This is a genomic window from Bacillus sp. AY18-3 (assembly GCF_008042305.1).
In the GTDB taxonomy this organism is placed as follows: Bacteria; Bacillota; Bacilli; order Bacillales; family Bacillaceae_G; genus Bacillus_A; species Bacillus_A wiedmannii.
The window spans coordinates 29,723-50,407 of sequence record NZ_QKQR01000005.1; the positions used below are offsets into that span (position 1 = coordinate 29,723).

The 20,685-nt window shown below is 35.4% G+C and carries 23 protein-coding genes and 1 riboswitch; of the genes, 12 read left to right on the forward strand and 11 right to left on the reverse strand.

Annotation, left to right across the window (positions count from 1 at the left end; all coding sequences use genetic code 11):
• Positions 1 to 5 precede the first annotated feature (5 nt).
• Genes DM800_RS04745 through DM800_RS04760 form a run of 4 tightly spaced genes read left to right on the forward strand, consistent with a single transcriptional unit; the run spans position 6 to position 4,371 of the window.
• On the forward strand, positions 6 to 1,010 hold the full coding sequence (locus tag DM800_RS04745; RefSeq protein WP_147786518.1) for an ABC transporter permease: 1,005 nt from the start codon (positions 6 to 8) through the stop codon (positions 1,008 to 1,010).
• Positions 967 to 1,977: an ABC transporter ATP-binding protein gene (locus DM800_RS04750; RefSeq protein ID WP_088609470.1), complete on the forward strand. Its 1,011-nt coding sequence runs from the start codon at positions 967 to 969 to the stop codon at positions 1,975 to 1,977. Before DM800_RS04745 ends, DM800_RS04750 begins: the two co-directional genes overlap by 44 nt.
• A complete protein-coding gene (locus tag DM800_RS04755) occupies positions 1,974 to 2,747 on the forward strand; it encodes an ABC transporter ATP-binding protein (RefSeq protein ID WP_060486393.1) in 774 nt (257 codons plus the stop codon). The genes DM800_RS04750 and DM800_RS04755 overlap by 4 nt, the downstream gene beginning before the upstream one ends.
• Before the next feature lie 13 nt (positions 2,748 to 2,760).
• Positions 2,761 to 4,371 carry a peptide ABC transporter substrate-binding protein gene (locus DM800_RS04760; RefSeq protein WP_070169278.1) on the forward strand — a complete coding sequence of 537 codons (1,611 nt, stop codon included), beginning with the start codon at positions 2,761 to 2,763 and terminating at the stop codon, positions 4,369 to 4,371.
• A gap of 16 nt (positions 4,372 to 4,387) precedes the next feature.
• Here the strand turns inward: DM800_RS04760 and DM800_RS04765 are convergent, their stop codons facing one another.
• Positions 4,388 to 4,855, reverse strand: coding sequence for a YusW family protein (locus tag DM800_RS04765; RefSeq protein ID WP_088061704.1), 468 nt, complete (start codon positions 4,853 to 4,855; stop codon positions 4,388 to 4,390).
• A gap of 172 nt (positions 4,856 to 5,027) precedes the next feature.
• On the opposite strand from DM800_RS04765, the gene DM800_RS04770 reads away from it, so the two are divergent.
• Genes DM800_RS04770 through DM800_RS04780 form a run of 3 tightly spaced genes read left to right on the forward strand, consistent with a single transcriptional unit; the run spans position 5,028 to position 6,474 of the window.
• The gene (locus DM800_RS04770) at positions 5,028 to 5,927 is read left to right on the forward strand and encodes a helix-turn-helix transcriptional regulator (RefSeq protein WP_097907322.1); all 900 of its coding nucleotides are present in this window, start codon (positions 5,028 to 5,030) and stop codon (positions 5,925 to 5,927) included.
• Positions 5,928 to 5,938: 11 nt separating this feature from the next.
• Positions 5,939 to 6,130 carry a hypothetical protein gene (locus tag DM800_RS04775; protein ID WP_075312858.1) on the forward strand — a complete coding sequence of 64 codons (192 nt, stop codon included), beginning with the start codon at positions 5,939 to 5,941 and terminating at the stop codon, positions 6,128 to 6,130.
• The gene (locus DM800_RS04780; RefSeq protein WP_097891789.1) at positions 6,127 to 6,474 is read left to right on the forward strand and encodes an ABC-2 transporter permease; all 348 of its coding nucleotides are present in this window, start codon (positions 6,127 to 6,129) and stop codon (positions 6,472 to 6,474) included. The genes DM800_RS04775 and DM800_RS04780 overlap by 4 nt, the downstream gene beginning before the upstream one ends.
• Positions 6,475 to 6,516: 42 nt before the next feature.
• Here the strand turns inward: DM800_RS04780 and DM800_RS04785 are convergent, their stop codons facing one another.
• From DM800_RS04785 to proC, 4 genes are all read right to left on the reverse strand, one after another.
• The gene (locus DM800_RS04785; RefSeq protein ID WP_147786519.1) at positions 6,517 to 8,157 is read right to left on the reverse strand and encodes a peptide ABC transporter substrate-binding protein; all 1,641 of its coding nucleotides are present in this window, start codon (positions 8,155 to 8,157) and stop codon (positions 6,517 to 6,519) included.
• 408 nt (positions 8,158 to 8,565) lie between these two features.
• On the reverse strand, positions 8,566 to 10,206 hold the full coding sequence (locus tag DM800_RS04790; protein WP_147786520.1) for a peptide ABC transporter substrate-binding protein: 1,641 nt from the start codon (positions 10,204 to 10,206) through the stop codon (positions 8,566 to 8,568).
• 132 nt (positions 10,207 to 10,338) lie between these two features.
• A riboswitch (SAM riboswitch) is annotated at positions 10,339 to 10,443 on the reverse strand.
• A 153-nt stretch (positions 10,444 to 10,596) separates the two neighbouring features.
• Positions 10,597 to 11,430 (reverse strand): aldo/keto reductase, encoded by an 834-nt coding sequence (locus DM800_RS04795; protein ID WP_088061710.1) that lies wholly within the window; start codon positions 11,428 to 11,430, stop codon positions 10,597 to 10,599.
• 1 nt (position 11,431) lies between these two features.
• Positions 11,432 to 12,235: a pyrroline-5-carboxylate reductase gene (gene proC, locus DM800_RS04800; RefSeq protein WP_147786521.1), complete on the reverse strand. Its 804-nt coding sequence runs from the start codon at positions 12,233 to 12,235 to the stop codon at positions 11,432 to 11,434.
• A 187-nt stretch (positions 12,236 to 12,422) separates the two neighbouring features.
• Here proC and pnuC point away from each other — a divergent pair, with 187 nt between their 5' ends.
• Positions 12,423 to 13,055 (forward strand): nicotinamide riboside transporter PnuC, encoded by a 633-nt coding sequence (gene pnuC / locus DM800_RS04805; protein WP_147786522.1) that lies wholly within the window; start codon positions 12,423 to 12,425, stop codon positions 13,053 to 13,055.
• A 238-nt stretch (positions 13,056 to 13,293) separates the two neighbouring features.
• Here pnuC and DM800_RS04810 read toward each other — a convergent pair whose 3' ends face one another.
• The 3 genes from DM800_RS04810 to modA all read right to left on the reverse strand — a co-directional run bounded on the left by DM800_RS04810 (position 13,294) and on the right by modA (position 15,932).
• Positions 13,294 to 14,145, reverse strand: coding sequence for a GRP family sugar transporter (locus DM800_RS04810; protein WP_000353549.1), 852 nt, complete (start codon positions 14,143 to 14,145; stop codon positions 13,294 to 13,296).
• 300 nt (positions 14,146 to 14,445) lie between these two features.
• Positions 14,446 to 15,120 carry a molybdate ABC transporter permease subunit gene (gene modB / locus DM800_RS04815; protein ID WP_098134564.1) on the reverse strand — a complete coding sequence of 225 codons (675 nt, stop codon included), beginning with the start codon at positions 15,118 to 15,120 and terminating at the stop codon, positions 14,446 to 14,448.
• 5 nt (positions 15,121 to 15,125) lie between these two features.
• Complete coding sequence (gene modA / locus DM800_RS04820) at positions 15,126 to 15,932, reverse strand: molybdate ABC transporter substrate-binding protein (protein ID WP_098856585.1); 807 nt, start codon at positions 15,930 to 15,932, stop codon at positions 15,126 to 15,128.
• 143 nt (positions 15,933 to 16,075) lie between these two features.
• On the opposite strand from modA, the gene DM800_RS04825 reads away from it, so the two are divergent.
• Complete coding sequence (locus tag DM800_RS04825; RefSeq protein ID WP_106383479.1) at positions 16,076 to 17,023, forward strand: helix-turn-helix transcriptional regulator; 948 nt, start codon at positions 16,076 to 16,078, stop codon at positions 17,021 to 17,023.
• Between the two features lie 65 nt (positions 17,024 to 17,088).
• On the opposite strand, the gene DM800_RS04830 is transcribed toward DM800_RS04825, so the two are convergent.
• The gene (locus DM800_RS04830) at positions 17,089 to 17,190 is read right to left on the reverse strand and encodes a DUF3948 family protein (RefSeq protein WP_001060018.1); all 102 of its coding nucleotides are present in this window, start codon (positions 17,188 to 17,190) and stop codon (positions 17,089 to 17,091) included.
• Positions 17,191 to 17,445: 255 nt separating this feature from the next.
• Positions 17,446 to 18,312, reverse strand: a complete 867-nt coding sequence (locus DM800_RS04835) for a LysR family transcriptional regulator (protein ID WP_048542928.1) — start codon at positions 18,310 to 18,312, stop codon at positions 17,446 to 17,448.
• A 127-nt stretch (positions 18,313 to 18,439) separates the two neighbouring features.
• Here DM800_RS04835 and DM800_RS04840 point away from each other — a divergent pair, with 127 nt between their 5' ends.
• Both DM800_RS04840 and DM800_RS04845 read left to right on the forward strand, forming a co-directional pair.
• Positions 18,440 to 19,408: a DMT family transporter gene (locus DM800_RS04840; RefSeq protein ID WP_142310846.1), complete on the forward strand. Its 969-nt coding sequence runs from the start codon at positions 18,440 to 18,442 to the stop codon at positions 19,406 to 19,408.
• Between the two features lie 21 nt (positions 19,409 to 19,429).
• Positions 19,430 to 19,570 (forward strand): YrzO family protein, encoded by a 141-nt coding sequence (locus DM800_RS04845; RefSeq protein WP_000894064.1) that lies wholly within the window; start codon positions 19,430 to 19,432, stop codon positions 19,568 to 19,570.
• Between the two features lie 60 nt (positions 19,571 to 19,630).
• On the opposite strand, the gene DM800_RS04850 is transcribed toward DM800_RS04845, so the two are convergent.
• Positions 19,631 to 19,726, reverse strand: coding sequence for a DUF3948 family protein (locus DM800_RS04850; RefSeq protein ID WP_001060007.1), 96 nt, complete (start codon positions 19,724 to 19,726; stop codon positions 19,631 to 19,633).
• 340 nt (positions 19,727 to 20,066) lie between these two features.
• Here DM800_RS04850 and DM800_RS04855 point away from each other — a divergent pair, with 340 nt between their 5' ends.
• On the forward strand, positions 20,067 to 20,672 hold the full coding sequence (locus DM800_RS04855) for a lysophospholipid acyltransferase family protein (RefSeq protein ID WP_147786523.1): 606 nt from the start codon (positions 20,067 to 20,069) through the stop codon (positions 20,670 to 20,672).
• Positions 20,673 to 20,685: the final 13 nt, after the last annotated feature.

Here is a 20,685-nt window from a genome sequence, read left to right on the forward strand (position 1 = left end):
TTTAAATGGGAGCTTATGAAATCAATAAACAGTTATTAACGAATGAGGAGAAAAAAGAATTAACGATAAATAAAGATCAGCAAACGATTAGTCGAAAGAAGGAAGTGTTTCGCAAGTTTATATCAAACCCTATAGCAGTTTTAGGGGCAGTGACGTTATTACTAATTATTATTTTCTCACTGGTTGGCGAAAGTTTAACGGCATTTACTGCGAGTGAACAAGTAAAAGAAGCAACAAACCTCCCACCTAGTAGTGAGCATTGGTTCGGAACAGATGATTTAGGAAGGGACATATGGGCGCGCACCTGGGCTGGAGGGAAAATTTCACTAACAGTTGGATTAGTGGCAGCGGCTCTTGATATAGGAATAGGTGTACTAATCGGGGGCTTTAGTGGATATGTGAGAGGACGTAGTCGCCTTGGAACGTTAATTGATGAGTGGATTGTACGAGGGATTGAAGTGTTATACGGTATCCCATATTTATTAATTGTTATTTTATTATTAATCGTTATGAAACCAGGGCTTTTTACAATTATTATTGCCCTTGCATTAACAGGATGGATTGGCATGGCACGTCTCGTTAGGGCACAAGTATTATCTTTAAAGCAAAGAGAATTTGTTATTGCAGCAGAGCGATTAGGTACATCGCATATGAAGATTATATACGGACACATCATTCCGAATTTAACAGGCATTATTATCGTAAATTTATCATTTACAATTCCAGCAGCTATTTTCTCAGAATCATTTTTAAGCTTTATCGGACTCGGAGTACAATCACCATTAGCGAGCTGGGGAACGATGACGAACGATGCACTCGGGACATTACTAAGCGGAGAATGGTGGCAATTATTCTTCCCAGCAATCATGATTGCACTCATTATGTTTGCATTTAATGCAATTGGTGATGGTTTGCAAGATGCAATTGATCCGAAGATTGTAAAACGGAATCGAAAGGAGAAAAAACATGGGACAGCTCTTATCTTTAGAAAACGTAACATTGGTCGTTGAAAAAGAGAGTAGTAAGCAAGCAATTGTGAAGCATGTTTCCTTTTCTATTAATGAAGGTGAAATCGTTGCACTTGTAGGAGAAAGTGGTTCAGGAAAAAGTGTTACAGCACAATCTATTGTCGGATTAAATCAAGAATCTATTCACATTGATGACGGAAGCATCTCTTTCCAATCTCAAAGGTTGACGAATTTACAAGAATCAGAATGGAATCAAATTCGAGGGAAAGATATTTCATTTATCTTTCAAGACCCTCTGTCCTCTTTAAATCCGACGATGAAAGTAGGAAGGCAAATTACAGAAGTGATTTTGCAACATGAGAAAAAATCGAAAAGAGAAGCAAAAGAAATTGCGATTAACTTATTAAATGATTTAGGGATACATGAAGCAGAGAAACGTTTTGAACAGTACCCACATCAATTAAGCGGAGGCATGAGGCAACGTATTTGTTTAGCAATTGCGTTTGCGTGTCACCCAAAGCTCGTTATTGCAGATGAGCCTACAACTGCATTAGATGTAACGATTCAAAAGCAAATTATGGGGTTATTAAAAGAGCGCAAAGAAAAACAAAATACGAGTATTTTATTAATTACACATGATTTGGCGCTTGTACGTGAAGTAGCTGACCGAGTAGTTGTGATGTACGGGGGACGTGTTGTTGAAAAAGGGACGATAAAAGAAGTGATAGGTTCACCTAAGCACCCATATACGAAAAGTTTATTGCAAGCTATTCCGAATATGGATGATTCCGAAAAGGTACTTAGGGCCATTGAGGGAACAACACCATCAATTGAAACGTTAAATAGCTTTGGGTGCCCATTTGTAAATAGATGCCCAGTAGCAATACAAGAATGTGTTCATCGTTTCCCTGATAGAACAGCATATTCTGGGGAACACAGTTCACATTGTTGGCAACATGTTCTAGAGCATGACCAAGCGAAATCAAAAGAGAAGGTGAATGCCTCATGACGACAGATTTAATTACTGTAAAGCAAGTAACGAAAACGTATGGAAGTAAAAAGAAAGAAATCATAGCGCTAAAAGATATATCACTTTCTATCCCGAAAGGAACAACGCTTGGCATTATTGGAGAAAGTGGTTCAGGAAAGACAACACTTGGTAAGCTCATAGCTGGGATTGAGAGCCCAACGTCTGGTCAAATTGATTATAACGGTCAAGTTGTTCACAAGTTGAAATCAGCTCATAAGCGAGATTTCTTGCAGAAAGTACAATTCATTTTTCAAGATTCAACAGCTGCATTAAATCCGCGCTGGAAAGTACGCGATAGCGTAACAGAAGGATATATTTCATTCGGTTTAGGTGATAAAGGATTGAAAGATGAGGTAGCAGGTGATGCGCTAGAACGTGTTGGATTAGATAGACGATATACTGATCGATACCCACACGAATTTAGCGGAGGACAACGTCAACGGATCGCTATTGCAAGGGCGTTATTATGTGAGCCAGAAGTATTAATCCTGGATGAACCAATTTCAGCGTTAGATGTTTCACTTCAAATCCAAATTGTGCACTTGTTGCAAAAGATTCAAAAGGAACAAGGCTATACATATTTATTTATCGCGCATGATTTGCCGATGGTTCACTACTTATGTGAAAAAGTGGCTGTCTTATATAAAGGAGAACTTGTTGAATTTGGAAATACGGATGAAGTATTCCGTAATCCACAACATTCTTATACAAAAACATTATTAGCATCAACACCAAAAATTTCGGGTTAAAGGAGAATGTAGGATGAAGAAGTTTTTATTATTTGTCATTATGACCGTATTAGCAATTACTTCTGTCGCTTGCGGTAAAAAAGAGGCGCAAAAGGCGAGTGCTGGTAAGGGAGAAGGAGATCGATTAGTAACGAATATTGGTAGCGATCCATATACACTCGATTCCGCTATTGCAACAGATAGCACATCAGGTTATGTAATTGGACATTTATTCTCAAGCTTATATACGCAAGATAGTGATGGGAAATATCAAAATGAATTAGCAGAGAAAGAAGAAGTAAATGCAGATGGAACTGAATATACAATCCATTTAAAGAAAGATATTAAATGGTCAGATGGTTCTCCTATTACAGCAAATGATTTTGAATTTGCATGGAAGCGATTATTAAATCCGAAAACGGGTTCTATGAATGGGACAGAAATGTACTTTATTAAAGGTGCAGAGGCGTATAATACTGGAAAAGGTGAAGAAAGCCAAGTTGGTATTCAAGTTGTTGATCCTCAAACATTAAAGGTAACACTTGAGCACCCAGTTGCTTCTATTAAACAAAAATTAGCGAGTTCATTATTTATTCCATTATCTAAAAAATCAATTGATGACAACAACAAATTAAAAACAGATCCAAAAGAGTTAATTACAAATGGACCATTCACGTTAAAAGAATGGAAGCATAACCAAGCAATTACAGTACAAAAAAATAAAGAATACTATGATAAAAAGGTAACATTAAAAGAAATTGAGTTTCGTATTATTCCAGATTCTAAAACAGCGTACCAATTGTACAAATCAAAAGAATTAGATTTACTAAGTGGTTTACCACAAGAAATGATTGAGAAAGAAAAAGGAAATAAAGAATATAAGCGTGTTGCGGGATTCTCATCTTATATTTATTCGTTTAACGTAGAAAAAGAGCCATTCACAAATGCGAAAGTACGTAAAGCATTTTCATTAGCAGTTGATCGTAAGTTTATCGTTGAAAAACTGTATAAGAATAATGCGCAAGAAGCATATGCATTCGTTCCAGAAGGAGCAAAAACACAAAGTGGTCGTGATTTTCGTAAAGAAAAAGGTGATTACGTAAAATTTGATACAACAGAAGCGAAAAAATTATTAGAAGAGGGTATGAAAGAACAAGGTTGGTCTACATTACCTGAAGTAACATTAAAATTCACAACGGATACACAGCATAAAAAAGTAGCAGAAGCAATGCAGGAAATGTTTAAGAAAAATCTTGGTGTAGATATTAAATTAGAAAATAAAGAGTGGAAGAGTTACATCGATACATATAAGCAAAGTGATTTCCAATTAGCTTATATGGGATGGGGCGGTTCTTTATTAGACCCAATTACTAAACTAGATTTATATGCAGGTGATGGTCCAAACAACTATGCAAAATGGCATAATAAAGAATTTGACGCTTTAATCAAAGAAGCAGAAGTTGAACAAAATGAAGATAAGCGTTTTGATTTATTGCATAAAGCAGAAGATATTATGTTTACAGATTCACCGTTAATTCCAATTATATTCCCTTCTGATTCTTACTTACAAAAAGGATCAGTATCTGGACTTCAATATTATGTTGGATCTAAACCAGATTTAAGATATGCAAAAATAAAGAAGTAGGCAACTGCCTACTTCTTTATTTTATTTCTCTTTTATATTCTTTTTTCGTTCCATCAGAGAAGACAACTTCTAAATCAAACTTTTGGTAGTCTTTATCAAGTTTGAACACATTTACTACTTGATCGATTACTTCTTGGTCGGGAGTATCTTTATTAAATTTTAATTCTTGTAGAAGTGGGCTTAATTTTGTGATAGCCTCGTCTCCTGTTAATTTTACATCTGCTTTATGATCTTCAATTTTTGCTTCCATTTTTTTATCTGCTGCTACATTTTTATAGTCAGCTTCGTAGTCTTTCTTTGTATCTTGGTAGTCTGCCTTTAAATCGAATTCATTGAAGTTTAGTTTTAAATCAGCAGGAGCTTCATTCTTTGCCTCTTCTGTAGTCTTTTTATTAGAAGTTGTGTCTTCTTTAACAGGAGCTTTACATCCTGTTAATGCAGGTACTAGCATAAGAGCTAATAAAACTGATAGTAAAATTCTCATTAAAAATTCCTCCTTATGTAAATTCGTTCTATACAAGTTTTTCCCAAAATCATGTAATTATGTATGAGGTGAAAATAAATTATTACCCTATAGCCACAAGGGATAATCCGCAATTTAAATCAAAAATGATTTGTATGTATATGGTAAATTGAAGTTGTGAGGGGGTACTAACATGCATGAAGAATATAAAGAGATGATAAAACAAGCAATTGAATATATAGAGGATCATTTACATGAGGAGCTTACAACAGAAAGAGTGGCGTCTCACAGTGCAGTATCGATGTACCATTTTCATCGCATCTTTCAAAGATATGTTGGGATGAGTGTAACGGATTATATTCGAAAGAGAAGGTTAACTTATGCTGCGCAAGCCTTAGTGTCAACGGAGAGGGCTGTTATTGATATTGCAGTACAATACGGCTTTTCCTCACAAGAGGCATTTACGAGAGCTTTTAAAAGAATGTTTCAATTGCCACCAAAGAAATATCGAAAGTACTTCCAGTCATTTTATATAGAAAGAGAGGGTATTTCAATGCAAAAAGGTATACCGAAAGGATGGATCTTAAGTGGAAGTCATCCTGCTGAGTATGAGATGGGCTTAGATTATGAAGTTGCACATCAAGGAAAAGTATCTGCATACATAAAAGCAAAAGAAAATGTTACGCACGGAGGATTTTCAACATTAATGCAAATGTTCCGAGCAGATAAATATGTAGGTAAAAGATTACGTTTAACAGCATTTGTTAAGAGTGAGAACGTAAGAGATTGGGCAGGATTGTGGATGAGAGTAGACGGAAAAGATACAGAACCACTCGCTATGGATAACATGCAAAATCGCCCAATTAAAAATACGAATAACTGGCAATCGTACTCGGTTGTATTAGATATAAAAGAAGAAGCACTTGGTATAGCATTTGGTGTCTTATTATCAGGGGAAGGTTGTGTGTGGCTAGATAGTATTCGATTTGATGAAGTGGATGAAAAAATTCCTTCAACAGATTTGGCTGAAAATTTTTATGAAACACTACTAGAAGAGCCAATAAATCTGCAATTTGAAGAGATAGAAAAGTAAGGAGAAAAGCTATGTTCAAATATGCAAAACTAATAAGTATTAGTTTAGTAGTATCGTCTTGTATTATGGGAATTAACTATTTCATTAGCTATCTGTGGTCGGGACATATACCTTCTTTGACGTGGAGAACATATTTGATGTTTATGTTTATATTTATGATGAGTTTTAGTTCGATGCAAAAAGAAGGGGAAGAGGATTATTGACAATAGTCTTCTTCGCCTTTCTTTCATTAACACAAATGTTCATAACTGTTTTCGGAAATGCAGGTATGATCTTTAATATAATTTCACTATCATTACAACTTGTAAGTTCGGGTGTAATTGTACCACATGAGATGCTTTCTAAAACATATCAAACAATCGGTGAATTATTTCCCGCAACATATGCAGCGAATGGCTATTATACAATAATATTTGGGGGAGTAAGTTTAGAGAAAAATATTATTTCATTATTAGTCATTATATTAGTTACACAATTGGTAGCAGTAATTACTGTATCTATAAAAGGAATAGTAAAGAGAAGAAGCTATGTAGTTAAAGAAGTATAAAATAAAAAAGGTATCCTGCGATTGGATACCTTTTTTATTTTATTATTTTGTAACTTCTGTCCACTTGTAGTTAAATTCACCACCGAAGTCAGTTGTTACAAGCCCTTTAATAAATCCGCGTTGTAGGTAAGAACGACCTTGTTGGTATAAAGGAGCGACAGCACCGTCTTGTAATAGGATTTTTTCAGCTTGCTTCATTGCTTCAAAGCGAGCCTTTTCATCGCTAGCTAAATCTGTTTTCACTTTATGAATGAGTGCATCGTACTCTTTGTTAGAGTATTTATCGAAGTTATAAGCACTATCTGTTGTAAATAAATCTAAGAATGTAATTGGGTCAGCGAAGTCAGGGCCCCAGCCATCAATACCGATTTCATAGTCACCACTTAATAGTAGTTTCAGCTGTTGTTTACGTGGTTGTGGTTTTAATGTCACTGTTAATCCATCTAGGTTCTTTTCTAGTTCACCTTTTAAATATTCACCAGTTTTTTTAGCTAAAGCATTATCACTTGTTAATAGTTCGATTGTTACTTTGTCAGTACCAAGTTCTTGTTTCGCTTTTTTCCAGTTTTCTTTCGCTGTTTTCACATCATCTTTGACTAGGTTTCCGTTTTCTTTACGGAAGTCGTTACCTTCTGGACTCTTTGCGAATTTCGCAGGAACCATTCCTTCAGCTGGAATAGCACCGTTATTTAAAATTGTTTCTACGTATGCTTTTTTATTCATTGCTCCGTTAATAGCAAGGCGTGCATGTTGATTTTTTAATGTTTCATTTTTTTGATTTAGTCGTAAAAATTGAATGCCAACTTCAGCGCGGTCTTTGAAGTTTGGATCGCTCTTATATTTATCAACAAACTCCGCAGTTAAAGCAACGCGATCAATTTGTCCTGAATCGTATAAGTTAACTTCTGTAGATTTATCTTTAACGACATTGAAGTTGATTTCTTCTAATTTTACAGTTTTAGCATCCCAATAGTTAGGGTTCTTCTTCAATTGGAAGCTTTGCTCGTGTTTCCAGTTATCTAATATGAAAGCACCGTTGTAAATTAAATGATTTGTTTCTAAACCATATTTATCGCCCTGAGATTTTAAGTAATCTTCATTAATTGGTAAGAATGTTGAGAATGTCGTTAAGCTTAAGAAGTAGGGAACAGGACGGTCTAGTTGTACTTCTAACGTTTTATCATCAAGAGCTTTGACACCTAGTTGATCAATTGGCAATTGTTTCTGGCTTATTTGTTTCGCATTCTGTATATCGAAGAATAAGAATGCATATTCAGCTGCTGTATCAGGATTTACGGCACGTTGCCAAGCGAAGACAAAGTCCTTTGCTGTAACTGGAGTACCGTTTGACCATTTTGAATCACGCAGGTGGAATGTATATTTTGTTTTATCGGGACTAAGGTCAACCGACTCAGCAACACCAGGAATTGGTTTGTTATCTTCTCCCATTGCATATAAACCTTCAAAAACATTGCGCATTACGCTCATGGATTCCCCATCCGTTGCTTTTGCAACATCCATTGTTGGAATTTCTGAAGCGAATGATAAGTTAATTGCCTGTTTATCAGGTGCTTTATCATTTGCTTTCGCTCCGCTTGCATGATCTTTATTTCCTCCGCAAGCAGTTAGTAATAGACTTGCCCCTAAAACAGATGCAACAACAGGTACAACTTTTTTCTTCATTGTTCGTTCCTCCCTAAATGTGTTGTTCGTAACGTCGTAATGTCCACGTTTTGAAGTGTAGCTATAGAAGAAGAGAAAACCTATTATAGATATGTGTATGTAGGTAATCAGGTGTTCTATATGTATATACATGTTGAGCTATAATCTATCGTTATATGTTTCAACGTAGTAGATGTTATATTTTGATGGTGAAATATTTTGTTTCTTTGATTATTTAGAATATTAACACTGGAAAGAACTATATGTCAATAATAAAAATAGATTGTTAATTTCTTAGAATAATATATTAAAAAAGCAGATTTCCTCGCATTAGGGAATCTGCTTTTAATATGTTTTGCTAAAAAAACAATTGGTGTGGGCTAATAATCAGTGGGGGATGAAGAAAACCCCACTGATTAAAGTTTCGCTTTATTTTTCAATTTTGGCCCATTTGAAGTTTAATTGACCTGCAAAGTCTACTTGCACAATTCCTTTCACATAAGAACGTTCTAAATAAGATTCGCCTTTTTGGTAAAGAGGAGCGATAACAGAGTCTTTAAATAATATTTTCTCGGATGCTAGTAATGCTTCCCAGCGAGCTTTTTCATCACCGGCTAAAGTTGTTTTCACTTTTGCTATTGTTTCATCGAACTCCTTATTAGAGTAATGATCTAAGTTGTAAGGGTTATTCGTTGTAAATAGCTCAAGGAATGTAATTGGATCTGCAAAGTCAGGGCTCCAGCCGTCAATTCCAATTTCGTAGTCACCTTTTAATAAAAGTGAAACTTGTTGTTTACGTGGTTGCGGCTTTATATTTACTGTTAAGCCATCTAAATTCTTTTCTAATTGTCCTTTTAAGAACTCACCAGTTTTCTTTTCAAGGTCACCGTCACTTATTAATAGTTCTAATGTTATTTTTTCAGACCCAAGTTCTTGTTTTGCCTTTTTCCATAATTCTTGAGCAGATTTTGTATCAACCTTTGTTAAATCGCCGTTTGCAGCACGGAAGTCTGTTCCGTCAGGTCCTTTTGCAAAGTTTTTCGGTACGAGACTAGAGGTTGGTGTGGAGCCGTCATTTAATAACGTATTTACAAAGGATTTTCGATCAATTGTTTGATCGATTGCTTGGCGTGCAGAAACGTTTTGAAGTACTTTGTTTTGTTGATTCATACGTAGAAACTGTACCCCTACGTTTGGCCGTTCTTTAAAGTTAGCATCCTTTTTATATTTATCAACGAAGTCAGATGTTAGTTTGATACGATCTAATTGTTTTGACTCGAATAAATTTACTTCTGTAGATTTTTCTTTTACGACGTTAAAATTGATTTCTTCCAGTTTGACAGTATCTTTATCCCAATAGGTAGGGTTTTTCTTAAATTTAAAGCTTTGCTCATGCTTCCAATCGCTTAGTGTAAAAGCTCCGTTGTACAAAATTGTATTGTCTTCTAACGCATACTTATCACCTTGTGCTTTAAAGAATTCCTCGTTAATTGGTAGAAATGTTGGGAATGCTGTTAAGCTTATAAAGTACGGAACAGGACGTTCTAATTCTACCTCAAACGTATGGTCATCAATTGCTTTTACACCAAGTTGATCGGCTGGAAGTTCTTTGTTGTTAATTTTTGTTGCATTTTTAATATCAAAGAATAGAAATGCATATTCAGAGGCTGTTGCTGGATCAACAGCTCTTTGCCAAGCGAAGACAAAATCTTTCGCTGTGACAGGAGTGCCGTTTGACCATTTTGAATCTCGCAGGTGGAATGTGTATTTCGTTTTATCGCCACTTACTTCATGAGATTTCGCAACGCCAGGGACAGGTTTGTTACCTTCACCAAGATTATACAAACCTTCAAATACGTTTCTCATTACTTGACCAGAATCAGTATCTGTAGCACGAGCTGTATCCATTGTTCGTATTTCCGTAGGTGAAGATAAGTTTAAAACCTGTTTACTAGGCACCTCGTCTTTTGCATTTGCTCCGCTTGCTTCGTTTTTATAACTACCGCAACCAGTTAATAAAATACTTACTCCTACAACTGATGCAATACCGGGTACAAACTTCTTTTTCATTTGATTTTCCTCCTAAATAATTAAGTTTGGATGATGATGAGGGAAATGAAAAATAAAAAATCCCTCTTTTCATATTGAGAAAGAGGGATTTTTACGTACAAGTTATGCACCCGTATATAAACGAAGTCCCTCATTCTATCTTTCAAGCACAATGCTTGCAGGAAGTGGCACAGTATTCAAAATGAACCTGTTGCCGAGGTTTCAAAGGGCCAGTCCCTCCACCTCTCTTGATACAATGAGTAAACGAATAAATTTTATTAATTTTTGTGTTTCTTTGATAATTCAAAATCTTACACCTTGGATGATGAAGTGTCAACCAATTGAAATGTAGTTTAAATTTTCAGTTTTATTTAACGAGAAAAACCACTGCATATGGCAGTGGTTTTTCTACTAGAAGTCAAAGTTATCTGGATCTGGACCAACGCGACGATCTTCATTTAGAGCTTGAATTGCTTTCATGTCATCAGCACTTAATTCAAAATCGAATATATTTGCATTTTCAATAATGCGATGTTCTTTAATAGATTTAGGGATTGTTACAACTTCATTTTGTAAATCCCAGCGTAAAATAATTTGTGCAGTTGATTTATTATATTTTGTCGCAATGTCTTGTAATGTGGAGTTATCCAGTAGTTGTCCCTGCATTAATGGTGACCAAGCTTCAAGCTGGATGTTATGTTCTTTACAGAAAGCGTGTAATTCTTCTTGTGCTAAACGTGGGTGGTATTCCACTTGATTGACCATTGGCTTAATTTCAGCGATTTCAAATACGTCTTGTAAGTGGTGAATGTGGAAATTACTCACACCGATAGCACGAACACGGCCATCTTTATAAAGTTTTTCTAACGCTTTCCATGATTCAGTATATTTCCCTTTTACAGGCCAATGTACTAAATATAAATCTAAATATTCTAGACCTAATTTTTCTAATGTAGTTTCAAATGCTTGAAGTGTTGTTTCATATCCTTGATCGCTATTCCATACTTTTGATGTAATAAATAATTCTTCACGTGAAACACCTGCTTCACGGATCGCTTGTCCAACGCCTTCTTCGTTTTGATAGATTGCTGCAGTATCGATGCTGCGGTAACCATTTTTAATTGCTGATTTTACAGACTCAATTACTTCTGAACCATCTTCTACTTTAAAAACACCTAAACCGAACCAAGGCATTTTTACACCGTTATGTAATGTAGTATAGTCTTTTAAACTTGTTAAACTCATATTATTTCCCCCTAGCTTTTTTGTTTGTTGCTTCTACTGCTTTTTGAATCGCCTCTGAAAAATTATATTCATATAAAGCTTTGAGACCTTCAGCTGTGGAACCACCTGGCGTTGTTACTTGTTCGCGGAGGTTAGCCGGATCTTGCGTTTGTTCAAGCATAGAAGCAGATCCAGAAATCATTTGAATGACAAGGTGTTTTGCGGTTGCTTCATCGACGCCATAACTTTTTGTTGCTTCAATCAAGCTTTCAGCAAAGTAATAAAGGAAAGCTGGTGCACTTCCAGTAACTGCAGTAAGCTGATGAACTTCTTCCTCAGTGCAAAGTTGCGAAGTACCAATGCCTCTTAAAAGCAGTTGCAAGGTTTCTTGATGCATCTCGTTTACTGATTGTCCTGTTGTATATAAGGAGATTGACTTCCCAATTTCAGCAGCTGTATTTGGCATAATCCAAGCAACAGGCGTGTCCTTAGGGAGTCTAGCTTCTAAATAAGATGGACCAATGCCAGCAGCTACCGTTACGACAAGTTGATTCGATAGTAACGGAGATAGCTCCGCTAATAATTCTTCATGTGCAGAAGGCGGCATTGCTAAAACAATCGTATCAACAGATGTAACATGCTGCTTCCAATCTGTTGTGATAGACACATTATATCGTCCTTTTAATTGTTCTAGCTTTTCTACGTTGCTGCGGTTAGAAACGATAATTTTTTCGATGTATTCTTTGCTTGTTTTAAGTAATCCGGAAAATATAGCTTCTGCCATACGACCAGCACCAATAAATAGAATTCGATGTTTAGTTAGCATATCCTTTATTCCTTTCTAGTGGAGATATGTTATAAAAAACGATACCATCTTTAAGAGAATTTTGTAAAAAGAAAAGACTTACCGTAGATGGAATGGATAACGAGGAGGAGGAAATTCATGGTAAAGGGAAGCATTGTTCCTTATACTGGTGATAGGGAATTTATTATACATCTGGGGAGAGATGATCATGGTCAGAAGTCCGCTTTTTTTATTCATTTCTAGTATTATTTGCGTATTGGTTGGATTTTATATTCAATCGAGGTATATTGAAATTTTCGCATCGGTTATGGGGATTATTAATGTTTGGTTATTAGCGAGGGAAAAGGTATCTAACTTTTTGTTTGGCATGATTACGGTTGCGGTATTTCTGTATATTTTCATTACGCAAGGTTTATATGCAATGGCAGTATTGGCAGCCTTTCAATTTATATTTAATGTATATGGTTGGTATTATTGGATAGCACGTAGTGGGGGAGAAGAGGTAAAAGCAACAGTTCGTTTAGGTGTAAAAGGGTGGACTATTTATATAATCTTTATGTTAGTTGCTTGGATTGGTTGGGGCTATTATCAAATCCGTTATTTAGAATCAACTAGTCCATATTTAGATGCTTTAAATGCTGTACTAGGATTAGTAGCTCAATTTATGCTAAGTCGAAAAATTTTAGAAAACTGGTATTTATGGATTTTGTATAACGTGGTTAGCATTGTGATTTATATTTCCACAGGTTTATACGTCATGCTAATATTAGCTGTTATTAATCTCTTTATATGTGTAGCTGGTTTACTAGAGTGGAAGAACAACTATAAAGTGAAACTTTAATCAGTGGGGGTTTTCTTCATCCCCCACTGATTATCAGCCCTCACCAATCGGACTTTTATGGGCAGTTGATCCTCCACCTAAATTCTTTGCTTTCGCTGAATTTTGAGGTGGGGGTCTTACTGCCCGTTAAAGCGGGATAAAAGACAGGGGCATGTAAATAATTATATTTAGAAAACAATTGAAAGAGAAAAACCCCTGAAGCATATATGCTTCAGGGGTTTATTAATAGATTATAAGTTTATGCTTTTGTCATACCTAACAATACAGCGCCGCCGATAATTAAAACACTACCTAGTGCAATAAAGATCAATTGACGTTTTGTTTTCTTTTCACCTAAGAAGACAATCGCACCGAATGTTGAGATAACGATTCCAGTTTGAGATAATGGGAAGCTTGTTGCTACTCCGACACGTGGTAATGAAAGAAGTAAGAATAAGTTTCCAGTTCCCCATAGTAAACCAGATAAAGCATTACGGATTGCATATTTGTTAAATGGTTTATGTTTAGATGTCAATACAACCGCACCAACAAACATACCAACTGCTTGTGGTAAAATAGCAGACCAACCATCGATATTATACCAACGAATAATAATTACATATACAAGGTAACCGAAAGTAGAAACAATTAAAGTAAGAAGTCCTTTTTTCAATTGTCCTGGTGGCTGTGCATTTTCTTTGTCATCTAGTGATGTGAATACAACACCAACTACGATTAATAGGATTGCAATCGTTCCCAGAACAATCGTTGTTGTAGTAGTCCACTCACGGAAAGCGATAACCCCAAAGATAGAAGTTGCAACAAGTTGCATACCAGTAGAAATCGTTACAGTAGTTGAAACACCTAGTTTTTCAACTGTTTTTAATTGGTTTACTTGTCCTAAAGCCCAGAATAAACCTGAAATAAAACCAACAATCAAGACTGTCATTGTTAAAGCTGGTTGAGTAAATACATACATAATTGTTGCGAAGAATAGAGCACCGATTGTCATACCTACCGTTTGGCTATATGCACCACCGCCCATTTTTACGCTTACTAATAAGATGTTTCCCCATGCAATTGCAGGAAGAAGCGCTAATAAAATGTCCATTACAAGACTCCCTTCGGTTTTCTATACCAATATAATTACATATCGTTCTAACGATCGGTAATGCCCCACTACTAGAGTAGAAGATTACCGATCGCTAAAACAGGATGAAGAATTCACGATATAAATGCGTTTTCATTTCTTCATTTTTTGAAACACCTCCATATAATAACAGGAAATTGCCTATTTTAGAAAGTGAATTCAAATAAAATGTATATTTTAATAAAAGGTAAAATTCAGTTATTTCCCGATGGTATATTTTATTTCCTAAGAAATAAAGAAGCAGCTTCGATAAAAGCTGCTTTAAGAGTTAGTAATTCTTTTATTAATAAGCTGAATACATAGCAGAAATAGGAGTGACATACTAATAGTGATAACTACTAGTGTCCAAGCGAGTTGCATATTACTTGCATCAATCGCCATATAAATTGCAGTTGGGATTGTTTGAGTTTTACCAGGAATGTTCCCAGCAAACATGAGCGTAGCACCAAATTCCCCTAGCGCACGAACAAAGCTCAAAATCATTCCGCTTAGTAAGGCAGGAAATGCCAGCGGAAGTGTAACGTGTAGAAAGACTTGAAATTCACTTGCACCAAGGTCACGAGCGCTTTCTTCAATTTGTATATTTGCAATAGAAAATCCCGTTTTTGCTGATTGATACATGAGTGGAAATGCAACAACTGTAGAAGCGATGATCGCAGCAGTAGATGTGAACATAATGGACTGCTGAAATATTGATTCTATCCATGTTCCAATGGGACTATTATTTCCAAAAATGATAATGAGAAAAAAGCCGATTACAGTTGGTGGAAGTACCATTGGTAATAAGAAAATAGTTTCTAATATTATTTTATATCTCCATGAGGAGCGTGCTAGCGCTCGCCCGATAATCGTCCCTAAAATTGTAACGATAATGGTGGCGCATGCAGCTACTCGTAAAGATAGAAAGATCGGTGACAAAAGGGCATCAAAGCTCATGGCAATTATGATAGGACTGTAAATCCATATTTCTTAAAGATAGATTGTGCATCTTTTGACTGCAAATACTCATAAAATGAAGTCGCCTCTTTCTTATGCTTAGATTCCTTTATAACACCTAAAGGATAGTGGATTGGCTCATGCGAAGTAGCTGCTGCTGTCTCACCAATCTTTACTTTGTTTGAAATAAGAGCATCTGTTTTGTATACAATACCAGCATCGACATTACCTGTTTCTACATATGTTAACACTTGGCGAACATCTTTTGTAAATACGATTTTATTTTGAATGTCATTCCAAAGATTTTCATGTATGAGAGAAGCCTTTGCGTATTTTCCCGCGGGTACAGATTCAGGTGTGCCAAGTGCGATTTTCTTAATTTTTTCATCTTTTAAATCTTGAATTTTCGTAAGAGAACTATCTTTTGGGATAACTAGAACAAGTTCATTTCCAAGAAGATTTTTCCCTTCTTTTTCATTAATGAATCCTTTTTTTACAAGAGTTTGGAATTTATCTTCGGCTGCTGAGAAGAATAAATCAGCAGGCGCGCCTTGTTCAATTTGTTGTTGAAGTGCACCAGAAGCACCGAAGTTAAAAGAAAGTTTAATATTAGGTTCTTTTTCTTTATATTGTGTTTCAATTTCTTTTAGTGCATCTTGTAAGCTTGCAGCTGCTGATATAGTAAGTTCAACTGCTTTTCCTTCTTTAGCAGTTGATTTCTCTTTCTTTTCGCCGCTTGTACATGCGGCACTAAATATAAGAAGAAAAGAAAGTATAAGTGCTCCGATGGATCGTAATGTAAACTTGTTCATAAAAAAATCCCCTTTCGTTTTGATATATTCAATTATAACTAATTATAACTAATTATAACTAGATATAATTAGTTATAATTGAATATAATTTGAACGATATAGTTGTTTTTTAATATAGGAGAAATATTCTTTTCTTTGTTACAATGAATGAAGAAAGTGAGGAATCGTCTATGGATCATCATTCCTACACAACGGAAGAAGTAGCGAAGCGATTAAAGGTATCAAAATTAACTGTATACGATCTAATTAAAAAAGGAGAACTTCCTTCTTATAGAATTGGTAGACAGATGCGCATTGATGCAACAGATTTAGAACAATATATAAAGCAAATGAAAACAGGGAAAATACAAGGTACTCCTGTAAAGAGCGAAGATAGTAGGGGCTTGGATACATGTATTATTAGCGGACAAGAACTAACGTTAGATATGTTGGCAAAACGTATAGAAAATCGCCTGCCAAGTTCAAACATATTAAGGGCATATCAAGGTAGTTTAACGAGTTTAGTAAAAATGTATCAAGGAGAAGGAAATATCGTTAGCTTACATTTGTTTGATGGAGAAACAGGTACATATAATGTTCCGTATGTAAAACGTATTTTAGTGGGACAACCATGTACGATGATTAATTTATTAGCAAGAAACGTTGGGTTTTATGTGCAAAAGGGAAATCCGAAAAATATAAAAACATGGGCTGATTTATCTCAATCATCTATACGATTTGTAAATCGAGAAAAAGGTTCTGGCATTAGGGTGTTAGTGGATGAACAATTGCGCATTCAAAAATTAAATAAAGAGCGTATTAGTGGATATGAATGGGAAGAGTCGAATCATCTTGGTGTTGCCACGCAAGTCGCAAATGGAAAAGCTGACGTAGGAGTAGGTTCAGAAAAGTTTTCACAGATTGTAAATGTAGACTTTATTCCAATCATGAAAGAACAGTATGATTTAGTGATTTTGAAGAATAAAGAAAATGAAGAGCTGATCGAAGTCGTGAAAGATATTCTGCAATCGGAAGAATTTCATAATGAATTAAAAGCGATTGGCGGATACGATATGACGAAAACAGGTCAAATTATATATGAAACAAACTAAAAAGCTGCTTGTCTATAAGACAAGCAGCTTTTTCTATATATAAAGGGGTTTGGGGAAACAAAGTATTAAACAAGACCTTGAGCAAGTGTGTAAATGAAGGCTGTAAGAAGAGTCGCTCCACTTGCAAGTCCGATAAAGTCTGATTTGTTAAATGTAATGTTGTTCATTATAATCTCTCCTTATTTATTTAATGTAGTTGCAACAGCTTTTGCATCGACAAGTGCGGATAGCACCATGCCCATTGTATGTAAAAATTTGTTTGATTTCATTTTGTTCATCATGCGTATCCGCTCCTTTTCGAATTGTTGTTGCCCTGCTTTATGTCTTAATTATAGGAAATATGATCGCCTGCAACTATCGAATTAGCTTACGGGAGACTTACATTTTTGTAAGAAAAAAAGACATTCATGTAAGAATGTCTTTTAAAGCATATTGATATGATGATGCTCTTCAATTGTTTTTAAAAAGCTACGCATTGAATTCGTCATATAACTATCTTTACGGCGTATGAAAACCGTTGAAATACTACCATATTTTTCAGGGATTGCATGACAATGTACTTTACCAGCTTTAGAAAGATGGTGGACAGCAGACTGTGGTACGAGTGTAATTCCAAGGCCGAGTGCAACACTGTTTAATATCGTTTCTAATATATTAAATTCCATAATTCTTTTTGGGAGCAAACCTTCATCTTTAAGCCATCGTTCTAGTTTGGAACGGTATCCACATCCTTGGTTAAAAACGAGTAGGGGCGTTGTTGTAAATTCTTCTATATGAAAAGCTTTATTTTGTGTTACAAGCATTAATTTTTCTGTACTAACATCGTATTGTTCAATTAGTGGGTGTTTAATAGGCCCTGATATAAAGGCACCATCTAATTGATGATCAAGTACTTCTCTAATCAATGCTTCTGTTAGACCCGCTTGTAATGATAAATCGACATTCGGATAGCGTTTATAGTAAGAAGATAAAATGGTAGGTAATGTACTTACTGTTTCGACTGTACCGATTTTTAATATGCCAGAGGGAGTTTCACTATCTAAAAATACTTGTTTTAGCTCGTCAACATCTTGCAAAATTTTATTAACATAAACGAGCATTTTCCTTCCTTCAGCTGTTAAAGTCATGCCTCGTTTATGACGATAAAAGAGCGGTGTTTTTAGTTCGTTCTCTAGTTGTTTAATACGTGCAGTTACATTTGATTGTACGTAATTTAATTCCTTTGCTGCGCCGCTTACACTACCTTTGTCGGCAACGTTCTGGAAGATTTGTAAATCTCTTAATTCCATAATGTGATCCTCCTTGATGTTAACTATCATTATAAATGATAGTTAACATCATTTTGAATCATTTTACGTGATATATTTTTTCTTTTACAATTCTCTTTGTGCAAATAGAAAGAAGTGGGGGATTGTGGTGAAAAAAGGTCAAATGATAATAGGGGCTTTAGCGTGTTTAATTGCAAGTATGTCGTGGGGAGCAATGTTTCCGGTTGCTGATCATGCGCTAGAATACATAGATCCATTTTATTTTTCGCTTATTCGCTATGGAGCAGTGGCGATCGTACTGATTGTATTGTTGTTAATGAAAGAAGGAAAACAGGCATTTCGTTTAGAGGGAAGAGGAAAGTTACTCGTCTTTTTCGGAACGATGGCGTTTACTGTATATAATGTACTTATATTTTTAGGTCAAATGTTAATGGGAAAATCAGGTGTGATGGTAGCCTCCATTATGGAAGCACTGATGCCGATGATTTCTATTTGTATTCTATGGGGATATAAGCATGTAAAACCGAAAAAGTATATGATAACGAGCATGATTATCGCTTTTGTAGGGGCTGTATTCGTTATTACGAAAGGTGATATGAGTTTCTTTTTAACATTGAAAGATAACATGTTTTCGCTGGCCTTTATATTTGTTGGGGTTGTAGGTTGGGTTATTTATACGATGGGTGGTCAAACGTGTAGCGATTGGTCAACATTACGTTATTCTACGTTGACGTGTGTATTCGGTACGACTGTCACAGGGATTATAACTGTAATCATTACATCGTTTGGATACGTATCGGTTCCGAATATGGGAACGATTTCTATCGTGAAATATGATTTATTTTTTATGATGACATTACCAGGTATCGTAGCGTTACTTGCTTGGAACTATGGTGTGAAAATTTTATCGTCCATTAATGGGATTTTATTTATTAATTTTGTACCAATCACGACTTTAGTTATTATGATGATGCAAGGATATCGAATAACAATGTTTGATATTATAGGGACTTTACTTGTTATTGCAGCACTTATTCGCAATAACGTTTGTCAGAGAAAAGAAGAAAATATAAACAAGCGAAGTTTACAAGAAGAGCAATTACGTCAAGCTGTTTAATAGGCAATTGGAGGATTTCACATGTTAGAAAGTTTATTGTTTTTCTTCGCCGTCGGAGTTGCCTGCGAGCTTGCAGCAATTAACCGAAATGGTCGTAAAAAGATAAAACAACAAGCTGAGCTGATACAGCTTTTAAAAGAATTGAAAGAAAGAAAAATGTAAAAAGACGACCGGGCATAGACGGTCGTCTTTTTCTATATAAAGGGGAAAGGGGACACAAAGTTATACAAGCGTAGCAGCGTAAATAAAAGCAGTAAGAAGAAGAGAGCCACTAGCTAATCCTAAAAAATCTAATTTGTTAAAAGTGATGTTATTCATGATGCATTCTCCTTCCTTACTTGTTTAATGTAGAAGCAACAGATTTTGCATCGATTAGAGCGGAAAATACCATGCCCACTGTATCTGAAAAATTGTTTGATTTCATTTTGTTCATCATATGAATCCGCTCCTTTTCGAATAGTTGTTGTTTCTTTCTGACTTAATTGTATGAAATATTTGGGGAAGTAACTATCGAATTAGCTTACAAGAAAATTACACTTTTGTAAGAATTGAAATGTAACAATTAATACTTAAAATTATTACCAACTCCTAAAACTTAGTGTTATAATCGTTATAAGAAAATGATTATAATTCGGATATTCAGAAAGGAACGAAACAAATGTATAAACCAATTACATTTTTGTTGAAATATATATTTAAAACAGCTGGGAAAGTAGAAGTGCAAGGAAGAGAAAAGTTACCAGAAGGTGGCCCATATGTTGTTGCATGTACACATACAAGTTTTATGGATGTATTAATGTTAGCCACAGGGATGTACCCGACCCAAATTCATTACATGGCAAAAAAAGAGTTATTTGAAGGGAAGTTCAAAAATTGGTTCTTTAAAAATGTGAATGCATTCCCTGTAGATCGTGCGAATCCAGGACCGAGTACACTCAAAATTCCGTCACGCCTATTAAAAGAAGGGAAAGTAGTAGGGATTTTTCCGAGTGGGACACGATCAACAGAAGACGTTTCATTAAAAGCTGGGGCTGTTACGATTGCATTGCGTTCTAATGTCCCGTTAGTACCGGCAGCTTATGTTGGTCCATCAAGTGTAAAAGAATTAATAAAAGGGAAAAGGGCACAATTAATTTTTGGCGACCCAATTCAAATTGATGCTGAAGAACAAATAGATCGAAAGACAGCTATGAAAATGATGACAGATCAATTAAATGAGAAGTTTGATGAGCTAAAGGAAACTTTGCAATCAAATCAAAAGTAAGAAAAGACGACCG